Origin of the sequence: Nocardia sp. NPDC049220 (genome assembly GCF_040647855.1) — a bacterium.
Classification (GTDB): domain Bacteria; phylum Actinomycetota; class Actinomycetes; order Mycobacteriales; family Mycobacteriaceae; genus Nocardia.
In genome coordinates this window covers 376,526-393,616 of the sequence record NZ_JBEZDA010000002.1, presented here as the reverse complement: position 1 = coordinate 393,616, position 17,091 = coordinate 376,526, and the positions used below count along the sequence as shown (strand labels likewise).

Here is a 17,091-nt window from a genome sequence, read left to right as displayed (position 1 = left end):
CGTTAGCAGCGTCGATCCGGTGTGCGCGGCCGGGAGTTCGGATCACACCACGTACACGCGCGACGATGTTCGGCGGCTTGGCGCTGACCAGCGCAGTGCTGTTGACCGGCTGCGACTCGGTCGTCGGCATCCCGGACGACAACGCGCCGGCGGCGGCCGCGCCTACGACGACACCGGCTGCCGCACCCACCACCACGCCACCGAGCACCACGGCCCTATCGCCGATTCCCGCCGATGCTCCAGCGGTCGGCGCGGTCTCCGGACTGCCTGCCGCCGCGGACGCCGTGCGGCGCTGGGCCGCCGACCTGGAATCCGGCAACCTGCCCGAGTTGCAGGCGAAATGCTGGACCATCGCGCCCCGCAACGTGGCCGACATGTACGACGACCCGCAGGCCATCCGCACCGCCCTGGCCCAGCCGGGCACCGCCACCCGCGACACGATCACCTGGAAGAGCGCGACCACCACGGTCGTCGTACACCGCGCGGCGGTCGACACCGGCTACGCCTGCCCCCGGGTCGCGACGGCGGGCGCGGACATCGAATACAACGACGCCGACGCCAGGCACACCGTGCGCCGCTACCTTGCCCGGTTCGTCGGCGAACCACTCGACCCGTCCGACCAGGAAAGCGACCACCCGCTGATCTGCAAGGCGTCGGCGGCGACCTGGGATCCCTCGGGTACCGGGCAGCCGGTATCCGCGCCCCTGGCCACCAGCCAGGGCACGCCGCTCACCGGAGCCACCGGGTTCGCCGACCAAGAACTCCGCTCCGAGCAGTTGAGTGCGAACTACATCGCAGTACTCGTTCCGGTGACCAACGCCTCCGGTGTGACGCGGTCGCGTACCTTCACCCTGCTGTCGGGTCCGGACGGCTACTGCATCGGCGACGTTTCGTCGTAGCCACTACCCTGGTTGGCTGGTAACGGTCAGGAGGAGCAGCCAGTGCAGATCACCAGCGTTGGACACGCCGGATTCCACATCCGCACCGCGGTCGGGTCGATCCTTTGCGATCCCTGGGTCAATCCCGCGTACTTCGGTTCGTGGTTCCCGTTCCCCGACAACACCCGGCTGGACTGGGCCGAACTGGGCAATTGCGACTACCTCTATGTCTCGCACCTACACCGCGACCATTTCGACGCGGCGCACCTGGCCCAGTACGTCAACAAGGACGCGACCGTGCTGCTGCCGGACTATCCGGTACCCGACCTGCGCCGGGAGCTGGAGAAGCTGGGCTTCCACACGTTCTTCGAAACCGAGGACTCGGTCAAGCACACGGTGACCGGCCCCGGCGGCGCGCTGGAGGTCATGATCATCGCGCTGCGCGCGCCGGCCGACGGACCGATCGGCGATTCGGGTCTCGTCGTCTCCGACGGCGAGACCACCTGCTTCAACATGAACGACGCTCGCCCAGTCGACATGGACGTGCTGCACGACGCGTTCGGTCACATCGATATCCACCTGCTGCAGTACTCGGGTGCCATCTGGTACCCGATGGTCTACGACATCCCGGCCCGAACCAAGTCGAACTTCGGTAAACAGAAGCGTCAGCGCGGCATGGACCGGGCGCGTAGCTACATCGAACAGGTCGGCGCGACCTGGGTGGTGCCCTCGGCCGGCCCGCCGGTGTTCCTGGATGACGAGTTGCGCTACCTCAACGACGATCGCGGCGACGAAGGCAACATCTTCCCGGACCAGAAGGTGTTCCTGGAGCAGATGCAGATCCACGGCAACACGGGCGGGATCATGATGATCCCCGGCTCGGTCGCCGACGTGCGCGGCGCCGAACTGATGCTGACCCATCCGAGCGATCCGGCCGAGATCTACGACAACAAGGCCGACTACATCGAGCGGATGGCGCAGCGCCTCGCACCGGTGCTCGCGGCCGAGAAGGCGTCCTGGGCCACCGAGAACGGCGCACTGCTGGAACCGCTGCAGAAGCTGTTCGAGCCGATCATGGGCCAGAGCGACCTGATCTGCGACGGCATCGGGTACCCGGTCGGCCTGGTCATCGGCGAAGAAACCGTGGTCCTCGATTTTCCGAAGCGGGAGGTGCGCGGCCCGATCGAGGGCGAGGGCAAGTACCGCTACGGTTTCCGCATCCCGCCGGAGTTGGTGCGCACCGTGCTGCGCGACAACGAGCCGGACTGGGTGAACACCATCTTCCTGTCCACCCGGTTCCAGGCCTGGCGCATCGGCGGATACAACGAATTCCTCTACACCTTCTTCAAATGCCTCACCGACGAGCGGATCGCCTACGCCGACGGCTGGTTCGCCGAGGCGCACGACGATTCCGCCTCCACCGAATTGGCCGGCTGGGAAGTCCAACGGCGCTGCCCGCATCTCAAGGCGGACCTGTCGAGATTCGGTGTGGTCGAAGGCAATACCCTCACCTGCAACCTGCACGGCTGGCAGTGGGATCTGGAATCCGGACGGTGCAAGACATCCAAGGGTCACGAACTGCGTTCGACCAAGCTGGCCTGAGTACCTGGCTACCGGTCGGCAATGACGACGCGCCGACCGGAAGCATCGGCTGGTGCACGCACCCGACATCCCGGGCACAATCCGCTCCGGCCGCGAGCTCAGGGTTGCGACCGAGTGGCGATGCCGACCGCGACAAGGGTCAGCACACAGCCGATGACCGAGGTGACCGTCAAGCCCGCGCTGGTCGGGGTCAGGATGTCGAGAACGAGGGACGCGATCAGCTGGCCCGCGACCGAAGTGAGGCCGAGTAGCAGCACACCGATCCAGCGGACGGTCGAGGCCGCCAGGGCGATGAAGGCGATGCCGATCAGCCCACCCAGGTAAAGCCATGGCTCGGTAGGGAATTCGGCCAAACCGCCGGAGGTCGCGACCACGATGGCTTCGATGGCGAGCAGCGCGATGAGGCCCACGCAGAAATTGACGATGGTCGCTGAGAAGGGCCCGCCGACCGCGCCGATTCTGCCGTTCACCGCCTGCTGCCAGGCCAGGCCGATGCCCGCGAGCGCGGGCAGCACGATCAGCAGCACAGTTGGAGCTCCGTGCAGCGTGTCGGGGACGGAAAGTTCACCTGCAGCCCGGGTATCACCGAATCCAGCGATCAGTACCGCCAGCACGCCCAGTGCCGCGCCGACCAGACGCCCCACGGTGACCCCGGTACGTCCGCTCGGGCCCAATCCGAGCCGGTCGACCACCAGACTGCTGAGCAACTGCCCCGCGACAGCCGCCACGGTGAACGCGGTGACACCGATGGCCGCAACGGTGAGTCCCTGACCGGCGACGAAAAAAGCACCGCACAGTCCGCCGAGAAACTGCCACGGCCGTAGCGTGCCATCGGCCATCGCCTGCCCTACCTGGCGCAGGCCCTCGCGCAGGCGCCCACTGACCGCGAAGGCCACGAGCAGCGCCACGAGCCCGATGCTGAAACTGACGGTGGCGGCGGCGATCCCATCGTGCAGCCGGGCGCCGAGCGCGCCATTGATCCGCCCCTGCACCGCGACACCGGCGCCGATCGCGCACCCGAACAGCAGCCCAAGTCTCGCCTGCACGGTCATATCCCCGAACGCTACCGGTCGCGCACCGACGATGCCGGACGGGTGACGGCGGCGCTACGCGAGGTAGTTCGCTCTCATGCCACTCACAGTCATCGCGGCAGCCAACGGGGAGTGCAGGCGGCGAGGGCGATCATGGCGACGCCGAAGAGAGCCAAGAGGGCGGACATGGAACTCCAGCGGGTGACCGCTGCGGCGACGGCGAAGACGACGAGAGCCACCATCTCGCCGAGAAGGCCGGATACCGAAGTCACCGTAGCCCGAGCCGGGCCCTCGATAGCCGCCTGGAGACGGGCTCCCGCTACCACTCCGGCGTTATAGACGATGCCGTAGGAGACGCCGATCGCGGTGAAGCCGAGTCCGGTCAGCAGGTAAACAGCGGCGGGTCGGTACGAAGCGGCTCCGACGATCAGCGCTCCGACGAGAAACAGAACGCCCGCCACGCCCACCGCGGCCGCCATCGTCCGACCCGAGATGCCCTCGGTGCGGCCCGCCAGCACCGCGCCGATCAGCGAACCGAGAACGGTGATGCCGACCAGCAGTGGAACCACCGCGGTCGAGACGCCCGCTTCGTCCGCGAGCAGTGCGAAGTATTCGTCGAACGCCGTCATGCCGAGTAACAGCCCCTCCAGCAACACGCCGTAGCGCACCGCCCGAACTCGCACCGCCTCGCGCACACCGACCGTGAGCATGCCGAGGTATCGCGCGAACGGCCGAGGCCGCGCGACATGCCTCGACTGCGCCACGTCCACATCCGACGTAGCGCGACTCGAGACGACCTCCGCGTCGACAGTGCGCCCGTCGACCGCGTCGCGGCTGGCAGCACCAGCGCGCGAACCGCCAACCGCGGCTTGGGACGCAACTCGTCCGCCGTGCACCGCCCAGACACCCACCACCGCGCCATCGTCCACGTCGGTCGTGCCTTCATCGGGACCTGCGCCCATGGCTCGCCCGCCGAAATCCGAGACGGAGTCGTGCACCGATGCGCCTGGATCGCGGTCTGCCGCGACGGCCGCAAGCACTGCGGCGCACCCTCGAAGGGCGGAGGCGATCGGCTCAGCGCTTGCGGGGACGGTCGTCGCGGCGTCGGTTGGACGCGCACGCTCCCCGGGCCGCGCCGTTTCCTCGTCTTCCAGTTCCAGATCATCGATGTCCACCGCGGAGACCACCTTCGGTGCGGTGGGCAGTGAGACAGCGAGTGCCGAGTGCAGGGCGGCCATCGCGACACTGGACCAGCCGACGAAGGGGTAGCCACCCCAGAGGTAGAGCGGGGTCGCGACGACGATGGCGACCACGACGGCCATTTCCGCACCAGCGCGGGTGTAGCCGAGAATGCGCGGGTACGCCGCGGATTCGCCGCGAGTGGCGAGTTCGTCGTAGAGCAGCGCTTCGAACGTGCCGGATGCGAGGGCGCCCGAGATGCCCCACAGCACGAACCCGGTAGCAAAACCGGGAAAGGACGGCACGACGGTCCACAGCGTGAAGCCGCCGGTCAGCAACACACCACTCAGCGTGAGCAGCGCCCGCCGCGAGACCGTGTCGGCCCATGCCCCGGACGGCACCTCGAGCAGGAACGACGTCACGGACCAGATCGCGAACAACAACGAGATCTGCCCGCTACTCATTCCGTGGTCGGCGAAGAGCAAGGCATACAGCGCGTAGAGCGGAATCAATTCACCGGTGCTCCGGAAGAGCACTGCGCGTGCCGCCAACGCGCGGAGGCTGAGAGAGTCCGCGCTACCCGTCGAACGGGTACGTAGCGATGCGGCGAATCAACAGACGTAGATCAGTAAACGCATGTCGATCAGCATCGAGTACCTCACATCGCCGCGTCAAGGGATTATCAGGGCAGCGGCACCCAGCCGTTGGCCTGGACCGTGTCGCCGCCACCGAATTCTCGGTCCGAGACGCCGGGGCCGACTCGCCCTTGGTGCTCGTTGAGGTCGCTGATCAGGTCGGACACCGGATGCGAGTCGCTGTAGTGGTAGCCCTGGGCGAGCGCGAATCCCAGCTCGGTGAGCACCGCGGCCTGATATTCGGTCTCCACGCCCTCCGCGATCACCTGCAGATCCAGCGCGCTGGACAGCGCGGCGATCACGCCGAGCAGCGGCGGCGCGGGTGAGTCCGAACGGATCGCCGCGACGAAAGACTGGTCGACCTTCAGAATGTCGCTCGGCAGGGTGGCCAGTCTGCTGAGCGAGGAGTACCCGGTGCCGAAGTCGTCGATAGCGATGCGAACACCCCGGTCGCGCAGAGTGTGCAGATTCGCGATGGCGGTCTGGGATTCGGCGGCCAGTTCGCTCTCGGTCACCTCGAGGACCAGCTGATCCGCGGGCCAACCGGTGCTGGCGAGGATGTCCGCCACCCGGTCGGCGTAATCGGCCTCCGCCAACTCCAGTCCGCTGACGTTCACGTTCAGGGTCAGATCGAGCTGGGCGAAGGTCTCCTGCAACCGCGCGGCGTCGGCGCAGGCCTTGCGTAACACCAGCTCGTCCAGATCGGCGATGAGGTCGTATTCCTCGGCGACACGGATCAGGCCCTCAGTGGTGACGTCCGGCTGCGCGTTGGACGACCAGCGCAACAGCGCCTCCACACCGACCGCTTTGCCGCCGCCCTCGGTCAGGCTGACGATCGGCTGGTAGTGCACATCCAGAGCGCCTTTGTCGATCGCCTCGCGCAACTCCACTGCCAGCGGCAACTGCCGGGAGGACTCGAGCACGGTCCGGTTGCGACCGGCTTGCTTGGCCCGGTACAGGCCGACATCCGCACGGCTGACCAACAACGATCCGGACTCCCCGGGCTGCCACGACGTCACGCCCGCCGAGCAGCCGGTGGTCACGGCCGCACGCAGCTGTTCGGTGAGCAGGATCGCGGCCTGCTCGGTGGTGTTCGGCAGCAGTAGCGCGAATGCGTCGCCGCCATAGCGGGCCAGGCGCTGGCCCGGTGCGAGCAGTTTCGACCAGGTGTCGGCGACCCGCTGCAGAACCGCGTCGCCCGCGCGGTGACCCAGATGGTCATTGATCTTCTGGAAGCGGTCCAGGTCGACCAGCACCAGCGAGAGTCCTTGGCCGGTCCGCGTGGCCTGTTCGATCACACCGTTGAGCGCCCGGTCGAAGCCGCGCCGATTGAGTAGGCCGGTGAGCACATCGATGTCGGCCTCCGACGCCATCCTGGTCAGGATGCCGACCACGACGCCGACGCCGACCGTCACACCCGCCGGGATCAGGCCCGACCACCAGGGCAGCCCCGGCGTCACCGGCCGCGCCGGCAGGACCCAGAGGCACAGCAGCAGGGCGAACGCGATGTGCGCGGCCGCCTGCGACCAGGCGAAGAACAGCGCGGCGTCGCAGGCAACGAACACGTAGAACGCCGCGAGGCTGATCGCGCCGACCGTGTTCGGGAACGAATGCACCGCGATCGTCACCAATACCGTCGCGGTCGCGACGTAGGCGTGATGAATCGAGTGCGGCAGGCGTGGACCCCACGCGAGCAGCGTGAGACCGAGCACCAGCGCTACCGCTGCCGCTCCGCCGACCAGCGGCCGATTACCCTCGTCACCCGGGGCGATCGCGGTGATCACCAGCCCGAGAACCCCACCCATGACGTAGAACGCCCCGGTGGTCCGGGCCATGACCATGGCGGTTGCCAGCGCAGAAGCGGCTCGCACCCGGGTTCGGGTATCGCCGCGAGACCCGATTCGTCGCACGGGGAACAGCCTAGACACAACGCATCCCGGCAGTTGCCACATCCCGTGAATCCGGCATGGCGAACCAGTGGCTATTCACCTGAATACCATTCGGGCGCGCCTAGTTCGACGGCCGGAGCACGTCGGTGCCGACGAACGGAATCAGCGCCGCGGGCACCCGTACCGACCCGTCGGCTTGCTGGTGATTCTCCAGGATCGCCACAATCCAGCGGGTAGTCGCCAACGTACCGTTCAAGGTGGCGGCGACCTGCGCTTTACCGTTCTCATCGCGGTAGCGCACAGCGAGACGGCGCGCCTGGAAGGTGGTGCAGTTGGACGTCGAGGTGAGTTCCCGGTAGGTCTGCTGAGTGGGCACCCATGCCTCGCAGTCGAACTTGCGCGCGGCCGAACTGCCGAGATCACCGGCCGCGACGTCGATCACCCGATAAGGCACCTCGACGGCCGCGAGCATGTCCCGCTCCCAACCGAGCAGCCGCTGGTGCTCGGCGGAGGCCTGCTCCGGTGTCGTGAAGACGAACATCTCCACCTTGTCGAACTGGTGCACGCGGATGATGCCCCGGGTGTCCTTGCCGTAGCTGCCCGCCTCCCTGCGGAAGCACGACGACCAGCCCGCATACCGCTTGGCACCCGCGCCGAGGTCGAGGATCTCGCCCGAGTGGTAGCCCGCCAGCGGCACCTCCGAGGTGCCGACGAGGTAGAGGTCGTCCTCCTCGAGGTGGTAGACCTCGGCCGAATGGCTGCCGAGGAAGCCGGTGCCCGCCATGATCTCCGGGCGCACGAGCACCGGCGGAATCATCATGGTGAAGCCGTTGGCCACGGCCTTCTGCGCCGCCAACTGCAGCAGACCGAGTTGCAGCAGCGCGCCGTACCCGGTGAGGAAATAGAAACGCGCGCCGGAGACCTTCGCACCGCGCTCCATGTCGATCAGGCCGAGCGACTCGCCGAGTTCCAGGTGATCCTTCGGCGCGAAGTCGAATTCCGATGGTGTTCCGACGGTGTCGAGCACGACGTAGTCGTCCGCGCCGCCGGCGGGCGCGCCCTCCTGCACCACGTTCGAGATGGCGTGGTGCGCGGCGTCCAGATCGGCGTCGGCGCCGTGCTGTGCGATCTCGGCCTCCTTGACCTTGATCGACATCTCCTGCGCCTGCGCGAGCAGCGCGGAGCGCTCCTCCTTGCTCGCCTTTCCGATCAGTTTGCCCATCGCCTTGTGCTCGGCGCGCAGGTTGTCTGCGGTGGCCACCGCGGCGCGTCGTGCTGCGTCCGCCTCCAGCAGAGCGTCGACGAGGGCGGGGTCTTCGCCACGGGCGCGCTGCGAGGCGCGGACCGCGTCGGGGTTGTCCCGCAGGAATCGGAGGTCGATCATGAGCAACCAGCCTAGTGGTCGACGTAATGCCGTTTCACGCCGATATCCCAGGATGCGGGCAACCCGCCGACCTGTCGATCACCAGCGGGCTCGGTGATACCGGCCGACGGCGCGGCGCGGCGCGAGTGATCCGCGGCCGAAGAAGTGCGGTACCGGGCCGCCCTCACCTTGTGCCGAGCATGCCGGCTATCTGCCCTCGACTTCGACACCGAAGTGCGTCCCCGACCCTCCGTACCTCGCCCCGTGCTCGTGCCGGCCCACCTTCCCCGGACACCAGCCGAACGGCACGTGGAGCAGAATCGATGTGGCGCACAGCGTCTTCTGCCGAACGAGGTGGAACGCACCGGGCCGCGCGGTCGGTACTCCTGCGCCGTGGCCGCTGCCGCACACCAACACCGATCGGCTACTCGCCGAGGCCACCTGGCTCGCAGACAACGCCACAGCGGCGACCACCGGGGTGAGAGGCCGAGTTCGCTGTTTCGCGCTACGCGGTTGTCCGCGAATATCGATCCGGCCAGGTTGTCCGGGATCTTCCGGTCGGCACCGTGTCACCGACCCGACGCGCGGAGTGGGCGGATCAGGCCAGGTCGTAGCACTGCGGCCCGGACACTGCCATGATGGATCGCGATGTCCCCGCAACGTGTGCCTCTGCCGACGCCCAAGCGTGGTGCCCCGTCGCGCACCGACGCGGTTCGCCGATCGATCGACGCCTCGATCGATGCCGCGAAAACCGCACTCGCAGACGGCAACCTGCACCTGTCCGCGCCGACCTTGCGCTGGGGTCTGCTCGCGGTGGCCGTCGGCGCCGTGATCGCCGCCCTGCTGACGTTGTTCGTCACCGGTTTCGACGCGAAGGGCTTGGAGGTACACAATCCGGGCGCGCCCGCGCAAACCGTGCTCGACAAGGAGTTCGGCACCGCCGCGAAGGGCGACTGCCTGAGTTGGACCAAGAGCGACCGATCCGACCTGGTCAAGGTGAACTGTGCCAGCAAGCACCTGTTCGAGGTCGCCGCCGATATCGACATGAGCCGATACCCGGGCAAGGAGTTCGGCCCCGGCTCGCGGTTTCCGGACTCGCTGCGGCTCACCGAACTGAAGGAAGAACATTGTGTTCCCGCCGTGCAGGGATACCTGGCCGGGCGTTTCGATCCGCGCGGCAAGTACATCGTCGGCCTGATGTACCCGAGCCCGGACGGCTGGCAACACGGTGATCGCACGCTGCGCTGCGGATTGCAGGTCGCGGCCAGTGTCGGCACGCCGCCCTCGCTCGGCAGCGCCGGCGAGCACGATCAGTCCAAGGTGTACGAGCCAGGCGTGTGTCTGGGCATCAACCAGAATCTGCCAACCGATCCGGTGGAGTGCGCGCAGCCGCATGCTGTGGAAATCGTCTCCACGATCGACCTGGGCACCCGCTTCAACGGCGGTCCGCCGCCCAAGGAGGAACAGGACAAATTCGTCGAGGACGAGTGCGCGCGGACCTCGACCGATTATCTCGGCAGCCCGGACGTGATCCGCAACAAGACGCTGACCCTGTTCTTCGACTACATCGACGCCCGCAGTTGGATGGCGGGCAGCCGTAAGTTGGACTGCATGATCGGCAAGGGCGCCGATCGAGAAGGCTTCGCCCCCATCACCGGTTCCGCACGAGGCGACATCCTGATCAACGGCCAGGCGCCGGTGCCGCCGCCGAGCGACGGGCGCTCGACGCCCGCGCCGCTCCCTGGCGCCGCGCCGCTGCCAAGGCCGAGATAGCTCGCCGCCGATGTCCGTCTCGATGTCCGCCGATCGATTCGAGGAATTGGTAGGCGACGCACTCGATCTCATTCCGCCCGAGCTGACCCGCGCAATCGACAACGTGGTCGTGCTGATCGAGCCACGCAATCCGGAGGATCCGCACCTGCTCGGGCTCTACCACGGCATTGCGCTCACCGAACGCGATAGTCATTACGGCGGAACGCTTCCGGACACCGTGACGATCTACCGTGATGCCATTCTCGAGATCTGCGACGCCGAGTCGGAGGTGGTGAACGAGGTCGCCATCACTGTAATCCACGAGATCGCACACTATTTCGGGATTGACGAAGACCGTCTGCATCAGTTGGGATGGGGATAGTGTTGGCCGAGCGGGATGGCGCACCAGCGGCGATGGGTGTGTAATCAGCAGGGCAGCCGAAAGTTGGGGATTCGATGGAACCGATTGCGTTGCTGTCGCGTCCTATCACTCGTAGGGGGGATTCTCGTGGTTCCGCCCCATAGCCACTAGAAGGAGTCGAGTCATGGTTGGACATGTACTGATCGCACCCGAAGCCATCCTCGCCGCCGCCGCCGAACTCGACCTCGTTGCCGAGCGGCTGGCCGCCGCCGCGGCGATCACCGCGCCCGCGACGCATGTGCTTCCGTCTGGCGCGGAAGAAGTCTCGCTGGTCAGCGCCGGCCATTTCAACCAAGGGGCCATGTCGCACGACCGCGCGGTCGCGCAGGCGATTCTGGAATGCCACCACGCCGCGGCAACACTGCGCATGCAGTTGGCCCAGCATGTCGCAGGCGATGTGGTCCGCGCCGCAGGCATCAGCGCCATCCAGGTGTAGTTCCGAGACCGAGACCAGCAGTGGCACTAATTCAGGGGAGATAGCGAACATGGTTGCAGGAGTCACCGGTGTGATCTGGGCTGCCCGACCGTCGGAGATCAATTGCGCCACCCTCCACGCGGGCGCGCACGCGATTCCGATTTCGGCGGCAGCCACCGCATGGGGCGGACTCACCGCCGCCTGGGTCGACGCGACGACCACCGTCGCCAGGGTGATGGCCGAACTCGGCGTCGGCATGCAGGGTATCAATGGTATCGCCGTCCTGAGCAAGCTCACGGGTTTCCTCGGCTGGTCCGAACAGCAGGGCGTCCAAGCGGCGGCGATGGGTGCGAAGGCCGCGGGAAACGCCATCGCGTACACCGTCGCCGCGTTGGCGATGCCGAGCCCGCCGGAGATCGCGGCCGTCAACGCCGCCTTGGCCGCGTCGGCGAACCCGCCGGGTGTGTTGACCGGCGCCTTCGAAGCCGCGGAAGTGACCAGGACCCTCATGGACATCCGTGCCGCGTTGGTCATGGAGACCTACGAGGCCGCGACCAGCGCCATGATCGCGACCCCCGCCGAGTTCCTGCTTCCGCCGCCGATTGCCAGCGGCGCCGGAACGGCCAACCCCGACCAGGCGGCCGAAACGGCGATGGAGGTCCCGGCGGATCCGATCCAGACCGCTATCGCTGCCACACAGGCGTTCTTGAGCAACCCCGGCGTAGCAAGCGCGGCCACGCAAGCCGCCCAGGCTGTCGGATCAATCGCCACCACCGGTGTTTCGACCGTCGGAAATGTTGCGAGTAGCGCGATCGCGGCGGCCACCACCGCGCCTGCCATGTCCGGCATCACACCGATGGCCCTGGGTGTCGGGGCGGCCACCGCCGTTGGCGCCACCGCGACCCGCGCGGTGTCGTTCTCCGGCGCGGGATCCGCGGTGGGCATGGGCAACGGCTCCCTGAAACTCCCGGAAGGCTGGGGCACGAACGGCACCATCGGTGGCGGCTCCGCGCACCCGCAGGAGACGATCGCGGTCAACCGGGCCGACGCGGCGCCGGTCCGGCCGACGAATGGCAACCCACTGCTGGGGAACCAGGCCCGCAGCGCCGAGGATGACGAGACCGAGCGCAACGGCCGGGACTATCTGCTGTCGACCGAGCACTTCGACGACGGCCGGTTCGCCGCCGATGGAGTCATCGGCGGCGGTGACTTCAGCGGGACGGCTAGATGACCGTACTCGGTGCGGGCCGTGGCCCGTCTACGCTCGAGGCGGTAGTGCTGTCCCTCGACGAGATGCAGTTTCTCGTGGAGACGCTGGAGATCGAGGTGCCGGTCGTGTTGAACACGAGGGGGCGCTACGACAACCTGACCGACCACAAAGCGGCGATGGGCTTGGCCGCCGAGTCGCTGATGCAGCGGGAACTGCTCATCGATGAGGTGGTGCACCGCGATCTGGACAACCGGCTGCGCGTACTGAACCTGCCACACTGGATCATCGCACTGCGGTTGGTCGTCGGCGGGTATGTGAGTCGCTTCTGTCTGGCGAAGGGTGATGACCTCACGGTTGTCGCCCTTCGCGGGCAGGACTCCTACGTCATCGATGAGGCCGGGACCGATCTGCCCGGTACCGTGCTTGCGGCACTCGGGTACGCCGAACCGCTCGAGCTGTACGGCATGAACGCCCCGACCGACGAACTCGCGACGATCTTCGGAGACACCGGTGATCCCGCGGCCACCACGGAGCGGCTGACCACAGTCGGCAACCCCACGCAGGATGCGAAGACGTTGGCGGCGGCCTTGGTCGAAATCCACTCGTATGCCGAGATAGTCGGCGTGGTGTACGGCGACGGCACCAGAGACGTGACCGACAATCACATTGCCGTATTCAATACGCGCGCCGGCCGATTCGTCGCGACCGCAAGCAGGTCCGACGATGGCGTGAAGTGGACATCACTCAGCAGCGGTACGACGGCACGACTGCGTACCGCGCTGCAGGATCTGATCACCTCGCTGCCGGACCGTAGCGATTTCCCGAGGAACCCGACGCTCTCCTGAACACCGCTAACCCATCGGATCGTCGGAGGTCGGCGCGACGTCGTCGCCGAACGGCGGGGCGAACCTGCCCCAACGAATGCACTCCCAGCTACCGTCCGGCATCGGGACCAGCTCGATGGTTTCGGTGTTGTCCAGGTGATTGTTCGTCGTGAACGGCGGCCGCACACCGGATAGTGCGCGTCCGACAAGTCGCATGGCTGCGCCATGACTGACCACCAGCACATCGCCGTCGCTGGATTCGGGCATCAAGTACGTCTCGCGCAACTGCCGGATCACCGGGAGGAAGCGGTCGAGGACGTCCTGGCCGCATTCCCCGCCGGGCACCCGCTGCGCGAGATCGCCGTCATGCCAGGCGCGATAGATCCGCTGAAAGGTCAGGTGTGCCTGCTCGCTGTGCGCTCCTTCCAGGTCACCAGCCTGTACCTCGTGGAGACCGTCGAGCACCATGGCGGCAACACCGGTTGCCGCCTCGATGTAACTCGCGGTCTGCCGTGCGCGCAGCGCCGCCGAGCAGAACAATGCCTTCGGGGGGCCGAGCAGCCCTTCGCCGAAGGTCTTCGCCTGTGCAGCACCGCGTTCGGTGAGCGGCAAGCCCGGCACCCTCGTGTCCAGCAGCTTGGCGACATTCCCTTCTGTCTCCCCGTGCCGGACCAAGATCAACCTGCCGATCATAGATCCGCCACCCCCTTTCTCAGCTGGACCAACCACTCCGCTGCCGATTCATCCGACGGTGGTGGCGAACCGGTCGCCGAGGTCGCCGCCCAGGACCCGAGGAAGCGGACTCGAGCGGTGCGGTGCAGTGCCTTGAGCGCCTCGGCCACCGCGGTGTCGTCGATATGCCCGACACAGTCGAGGTAGAAACGATAGGTACCCATGCCGGTTCGAGTCGGCCGGGACTCGATTCTGGTCAGATCGATACCGCGCGTGGCGAACTCGGCGAACGCGCGCATCAGCGAACCCGGCTCGTTCGGCAGCTCGAGCACAATCGAGGTGCGGTCGGCTCCGCTGGCGGCGGGCGCCACCCTCGGCCGGGCGCACAGCACGAAACGGGTGATCGCCTGCTCGTGGTCGGCGACGCCGGACGCCAGGGCTACCAGTCCGAGCCGTTCCCCTGCCAGAGCAGTCGAGACAGCGGCATCGGCTTTCCCGGCGACCACATCTTCCGCAGCGGCGGCATTGGACGCCGACGTGTATGGCCGCGCGTCCGGCAGGTGCCGCGCGACCCACAACCGCACCTGTGCGGCAGCTACCGGGTATGCGGCGAGCGTGCGCACGTCCTGCGTGGTCGTTCCGGGTTTCGCGAGGATCGTGAAGCTCACCTCGAGCTCGGTCTCGGCGATGATCTGCAAGCGCGGGCCGATCGCCAACGAGTCGAGCGTCGCCGAGATCGAGCCCTCGACCGAGCTCTCGATCGGCACCACGGCCGCCTCGACGTCGCCGGAGCGGACCAGGTCCAGTGCCGATCCTTGGCTGGGCGCGGCGACCCGCTCGACGGGCCCGTCGAAGGCTCCCGAGGATTCGAGTTCGGCGAGGGCCATCTCGGTGAAGGTTCCGGACGGTCCGAAGTACGCAATACGCGGCACGGTTACGACAGTACTTGCGTGCTCGGTGCACACCGCACCGATCTCGCGGGTAGGACCGCACCCCGTGAAATGTTCAGCGGCCGTCAGGCCGTTCGACGGCGACGATCAGCTGCCGGTCAGCACGGATAGCGCGGCGGCGACTTGGGTGGTGGCCTCGGTTTCGATGGCGAGCAGAACCGATCGGACGGCCTCCACCGCAGGCGGGTTCAGCGCGTTGAGAAAGGCGACGTCGGGGTTGTTCAGAGCACTGCGGATGTCTTCGCCGCAGAGGGCGGCAGCGGTACCGGCGATGATGGCAAGCGCGCTCGCCCCGGACGAGGTCCGGGCCACGAAGCCGCTGTTGGCGTGGGCGATACCTGCGAGGAAATCCGCAATCTCGGCGTCCCGCGCGTCCAGGTCGAGAATCGGTGCCGCAGGACCCGCCATACCGATGTCCCGAACCAAGCCGTCGATCACGCTGCGCCGGGCGGGCGCCGACAACGTCATCAGCACTGGTTCCCGAACCGCCTCGGTCTGCTCCGCCATGTCCTCACCGTAACAAGCCGATAACCCCGCCCGCGCCGGCGCGCGTCCCACACCACCATCGAAGAGCGCCTCGATCAGGCGCTTGCGGAACGATGCATCGTCACTTAGCTTAGGGTAACCTAACCGCGAGCCGAAGCGCAGGGGGCCCGCCCGACCACGGAGGTACGTATGCCGCGTCCGATCCCGACTCTCGCACCGTCCACCGCTGAACGGGTACGAAGCGCGTGCGCCCATGCCGAGCAGGCGGTACTGGCCATGTCCGGGATCGACCCGACGCCGTCGTCCGTCCACCACGTTCGTCAGTGCGGCGACGCGGTGATCGCCGTGCCGACCACCTCGGTCGCGGCGATCTTGGCTGGCACCTCCGGCGACGGCGGCGCACCCGCGGTGCTGGAACTGACCGATCACGCACCACTGCCGCTACGCGAACCGGTGCGCGCCCTGGTCTGGCTCCGCGGCTCGGTACGCGCGGTGCCCGCGCGGGCTCAGCGCGCCCTGGCCAGCGAAGTGGCCACCGACAACCCGCATCCCGGGCTGCTCGACATCGGCCACGGCGCAACCCTGCTGCGACTGGTAATCAGTTCCGCGGTGGTGGCCGACTCGACCGGCGCGGAATCGGTCAGCGTCGACGAACTGCGACTGGCGCAGCCGGACCCGTTCTGCGCCATGGAATCCGCGTGGCTGCAGCATATGCAGTCCGACCACGCCGACATCCTTGCCCAGCTGGCCAGACACCTACCGGCCCGGTTGCGGCACGGCATTGTGCATCCGCTGGCCATCGACCGATATGGATTCACCCTGCGGATCGAAGGGCATGACGGCGACCACGACTTCCGCCTGCCGTTCAGCGCGCCTGCCGACAGCGTCGAGACGCTCAGCCGCGCCGTGCGTACCCTGGCGGGCTGCCCATTCCTCAACGGCCTGCGCCGCATCTGATTCACCGGTTCACGAGGCCGACCGTAGCCAGTTCCCCACCATGGCCGCGGTTTCGTCGACCAGGCGCTGGCGGTCCAGGTTCGCAGGCGCGTCGAGCCCGATCCGCACGCTGCTCGCCAGGCCGACACCGACCATCACGTACGCCTTCACGTCGAGTTCGTCGTCCGGCAGCGGCCCGAGCAGGTGCGACAGGTATGCCCTGGTCAGGACGAGCAGCCGCCGTTCCAGTTCACCGAAACCCAACCCGTCCAGTGCCGCTCGCGCGGCCAGGGCCCGCACCAGCGCCCGGTGTTCGATGAGTGCGTGCACGATGCCGCGCAGGCTGACCGCGAACGACTCGCCCGGGTCCAGCGAAAGTCCGGTGAGTACGGCCGCGGTGAACTGTTCCTCCAATTCCGCGAGCAGTCGGCTGCGCAATTCCGCGAGAATCTCGTCCTTGTCGGCGAAGTATCGGTACAGCGAGCCGATGCTCATGCCCGCGTGCGCGGCGATGCGATTGGTCGACGTATCGTCCACGCCTCGGTCCGCGAAAAGCTGAGTAGCGGATTCGAGAATACGGTCGCGCGTTTCCTTGGCGCGTCGCTGTTTCGGACGAATTCGCGAGTTGGCCCGCGACTCTGCCATCATGGACACCAGTACCGAGAAAGCGAGCAGAAGGTGAGCATTTACTCATCTTAGGCAGAGTCACCGCCCAGGACACGACAGCGCCTGCGACCTTCGCCGCGGCGCCGGGTGGCACCATTCCCACCGAATTCCGCTATCGCCCAACACGTCGACGACCCGCGCGTTCAGCGCGCCCGCAGGCTGTGGCGCCGCGTATTCCGCTT

General features: G+C 67.3%; 16 protein-coding genes. 8 read left to right on the top strand and 8 right to left on the bottom strand.

From position 1 onward, the window contains the following. Window positions 1-65 precede the first annotated feature (65 nt). A complete protein-coding gene (locus AB0C34_RS08910; RefSeq protein ID WP_357069089.1) occupies window positions 66-899 on the top strand; it encodes a hypothetical protein in 834 nt (277 codons plus the stop codon). A 42-nt stretch (window positions 900-941) separates the two neighbouring features. After that, window positions 942-2,480, top strand: coding sequence for a Rieske 2Fe-2S domain-containing protein (locus AB0C34_RS08905; RefSeq protein ID WP_357069087.1), 1,539 nt, complete (start codon window positions 942-944; stop codon window positions 2,478-2,480). 98 nt (window positions 2,481-2,578) lie between these two features. On the opposite strand, the gene AB0C34_RS08900 is transcribed toward AB0C34_RS08905, so the two are convergent. From AB0C34_RS08900 to serS, 4 genes are all read right to left on the bottom strand, one after another. Then, the gene (locus AB0C34_RS08900; RefSeq protein WP_357069085.1) at window positions 2,579-3,532 is read right to left on the bottom strand and encodes a DMT family transporter; all 954 of its coding nucleotides are present in this window, start codon (window positions 3,530-3,532) and stop codon (window positions 2,579-2,581) included. 89 nt (window positions 3,533-3,621) lie between these two features. Next, window positions 3,622-5,241: an MFS transporter gene (locus tag AB0C34_RS08895; protein WP_357069084.1), complete on the bottom strand. Its 1,620-nt coding sequence runs from the start codon at window positions 5,239-5,241 to the stop codon at window positions 3,622-3,624. A 131-nt stretch (window positions 5,242-5,372) separates the two neighbouring features. Further along, a complete protein-coding gene (locus AB0C34_RS08890) occupies window positions 5,373-7,196 on the bottom strand; it encodes a bifunctional diguanylate cyclase/phosphodiesterase (protein ID WP_357069082.1) in 1,824 nt (607 codons plus the stop codon). 139 nt (window positions 7,197-7,335) lie between these two features. After that, window positions 7,336-8,598, bottom strand: a complete 1,263-nt coding sequence (serS, locus tag AB0C34_RS08885) for a serine--tRNA ligase (protein WP_357069080.1) — start codon at window positions 8,596-8,598, stop codon at window positions 7,336-7,338. A gap of 627 nt (window positions 8,599-9,225) precedes the next feature. Between serS and AB0C34_RS08880 the strand changes: the two genes are divergently transcribed. The 5 genes from AB0C34_RS08880 (at window position 9,226) to AB0C34_RS08860 (ending at window position 13,220) form a co-directional block, all read left to right on the top strand. Then, complete coding sequence (locus AB0C34_RS08880) at window positions 9,226-10,350, top strand: septum formation family protein (RefSeq protein ID WP_357069078.1); 1,125 nt, start codon at window positions 9,226-9,228, stop codon at window positions 10,348-10,350. A 10-nt stretch (window positions 10,351-10,360) separates the two neighbouring features. After that, window positions 10,361-10,711 carry a metallopeptidase family protein gene (locus AB0C34_RS08875; protein ID WP_357069076.1) on the top strand — a complete coding sequence of 117 codons (351 nt, stop codon included), beginning with the start codon at window positions 10,361-10,363 and terminating at the stop codon, window positions 10,709-10,711. Between the two features lie 163 nt (window positions 10,712-10,874). After that, a complete protein-coding gene (locus AB0C34_RS08870) occupies window positions 10,875-11,186 on the top strand; it encodes a PE domain-containing protein (RefSeq protein ID WP_357069074.1) in 312 nt (103 codons plus the stop codon). 49 nt (window positions 11,187-11,235) lie between these two features. Continuing rightward, window positions 11,236-12,396: a PPE family protein gene (locus AB0C34_RS08865; protein WP_357069072.1), complete on the top strand. Its 1,161-nt coding sequence runs from the start codon at window positions 11,236-11,238 to the stop codon at window positions 12,394-12,396. Then, window positions 12,393-13,220: an ESX secretion-associated protein EspG gene (locus AB0C34_RS08860; protein WP_357069070.1), complete on the top strand. Its 828-nt coding sequence runs from the start codon at window positions 12,393-12,395 to the stop codon at window positions 13,218-13,220. Before AB0C34_RS08865 ends, AB0C34_RS08860 begins: the two co-directional genes overlap by 4 nt. 6 nt (window positions 13,221-13,226) lie before the next feature. Here AB0C34_RS08860 and AB0C34_RS08855 read toward each other — a convergent pair whose 3' ends face one another. From AB0C34_RS08855 to AB0C34_RS08845, 3 genes are all read right to left on the bottom strand, one after another. Continuing rightward, on the bottom strand, window positions 13,227-13,892 hold the full coding sequence (locus tag AB0C34_RS08855; protein ID WP_357069068.1) for a histidine phosphatase family protein: 666 nt from the start codon (window positions 13,890-13,892) through the stop codon (window positions 13,227-13,229). Next, window positions 13,889-14,803, bottom strand: a complete 915-nt coding sequence (gene pheA, locus AB0C34_RS08850) for a prephenate dehydratase (RefSeq protein ID WP_357069066.1) — start codon at window positions 14,801-14,803, stop codon at window positions 13,889-13,891. The genes AB0C34_RS08855 and pheA overlap by 4 nt, the downstream gene beginning before the upstream one ends. Window positions 14,804-14,908: 105 nt before the next feature. After that, window positions 14,909-15,328: a hypothetical protein gene (locus AB0C34_RS08845; RefSeq protein WP_357069064.1), complete on the bottom strand. Its 420-nt coding sequence runs from the start codon at window positions 15,326-15,328 to the stop codon at window positions 14,909-14,911. Window positions 15,329-15,496: 168 nt separating this feature from the next. Here AB0C34_RS08845 and AB0C34_RS08840 point away from each other — a divergent pair, with 168 nt between their 5' ends. After that, complete coding sequence (locus AB0C34_RS08840) at window positions 15,497-16,264, top strand: DUF2470 domain-containing protein (RefSeq protein ID WP_357069062.1); 768 nt, start codon at window positions 15,497-15,499, stop codon at window positions 16,262-16,264. Window positions 16,265-16,273: 9 nt separating this feature from the next. Here AB0C34_RS08840 and AB0C34_RS08835 read toward each other — a convergent pair whose 3' ends face one another. Next, a complete protein-coding gene (locus AB0C34_RS08835) occupies window positions 16,274-16,888 on the bottom strand; it encodes a helix-turn-helix domain-containing protein (RefSeq protein WP_357069060.1) in 615 nt (204 codons plus the stop codon). Window positions 16,889-17,091: the final 203 nt, after the last annotated feature.

Excerpts from the sequence above, each read along its gene's own strand:
- AB0C34_RS08910 (WP_357069089.1), top strand. The coding sequence starts at position 66 with ATGTTCGGCGGCTTGGCGCTGACCAGCGCAGTGCTGTTGACCGGCTGC.
- AB0C34_RS08855 (WP_357069068.1), bottom strand. The coding sequence starts at position 13,892 with ATGATCGGCAGGTTGATCTTGGTCCGGCACGGGGAGACAGAAGGGAAT.
- AB0C34_RS08900 (WP_357069085.1), bottom strand. The coding sequence starts at position 3,532 with ATGACCGTGCAGGCGAGACTTGGGCTGCTGTTCGGGTGCGCGATCGGC.
- AB0C34_RS08875 (WP_357069076.1), top strand. The coding sequence starts at position 10,361 with ATGTCCGTCTCGATGTCCGCCGATCGATTCGAGGAATTGGTAGGCGAC.
- AB0C34_RS08860 (WP_357069070.1), top strand. The coding sequence starts at position 12,393 with ATGACCGTACTCGGTGCGGGCCGTGGCCCGTCTACGCTCGAGGCGGTA.
- AB0C34_RS08835 (WP_357069060.1), bottom strand. The coding sequence starts at position 16,888 with ATGGCAGAGTCGCGGGCCAACTCGCGAATTCGTCCGAAACAGCGACGC.
- AB0C34_RS08865 (WP_357069072.1), top strand. The coding sequence starts at position 11,236 with ATGGTTGCAGGAGTCACCGGTGTGATCTGGGCTGCCCGACCGTCGGAG.
- AB0C34_RS08840 (WP_357069062.1), top strand. The coding sequence starts at position 15,497 with ATGCCGCGTCCGATCCCGACTCTCGCACCGTCCACCGCTGAACGGGTA.
- serS (WP_357069080.1), bottom strand. The coding sequence starts at position 8,598 with ATGATCGACCTCCGATTCCTGCGGGACAACCCCGACGCGGTCCGCGCC.
- AB0C34_RS08845 (WP_357069064.1), bottom strand. The coding sequence starts at position 15,328 with ATGGCGGAGCAGACCGAGGCGGTTCGGGAACCAGTGCTGATGACGTTG.
- AB0C34_RS08880 (WP_357069078.1), top strand. The coding sequence starts at position 9,226 with ATGTCCCCGCAACGTGTGCCTCTGCCGACGCCCAAGCGTGGTGCCCCG.
- AB0C34_RS08870 (WP_357069074.1), top strand. The coding sequence starts at position 10,875 with ATGGTTGGACATGTACTGATCGCACCCGAAGCCATCCTCGCCGCCGCC.